The organism is Pseudomonas sp. S37 (genome assembly GCF_016658545.1).
Classification (GTDB): Bacteria; Pseudomonadota; Gammaproteobacteria; order Pseudomonadales; family Pseudomonadaceae; genus Aquipseudomonas.
Genome location: NZ_JACVZC010000247.1, coordinates 1 through 313, shown reverse-complemented (window position 1 = coordinate 313; position 313 = coordinate 1). Strand labels below are relative to the sequence as shown.

The window sequence follows — 313 nt, the reverse complement described above, 5'->3', positions numbered from 1 at the left end:
TTGGTGGAGCTAAGCGGGATCGAACCGCTGACCTCCTGCATGCCATGCAGGCGCTCTCCCAGCTGAGCTATAGCCCCACAATGTCGCTTTGAACTGAACCGCTGGCTGGGTGCCTGGCGTTTCGTTTTCGTTCATCGCTGTGGACGGGGCGCATATTAAGATCGGATTGCAGGGCTGTCAAACGAATTTTCAAAAATAATCAAAAATTTTTTCACAGATAACAATCACTTACCGCCCTGCCCTGCTGAATCCGGGCACTGCACCCTTGTAGGAGCGGCCTTGTGTCGCGATCGGGCTGCACAGCAGCCCCTCG

General features: G+C 54.6%; 1 tRNA gene. It reads right to left on the bottom strand.

Going from position 1 to position 313, the window contains the following annotated elements:
* Position 1: 1 nt before the first annotated feature.
* Positions 2-77: transfer RNA gene (locus tag IAE39_RS29520), tRNA-Ala, on the bottom strand.
* Positions 78-313: the final 236 nt, after the last annotated feature.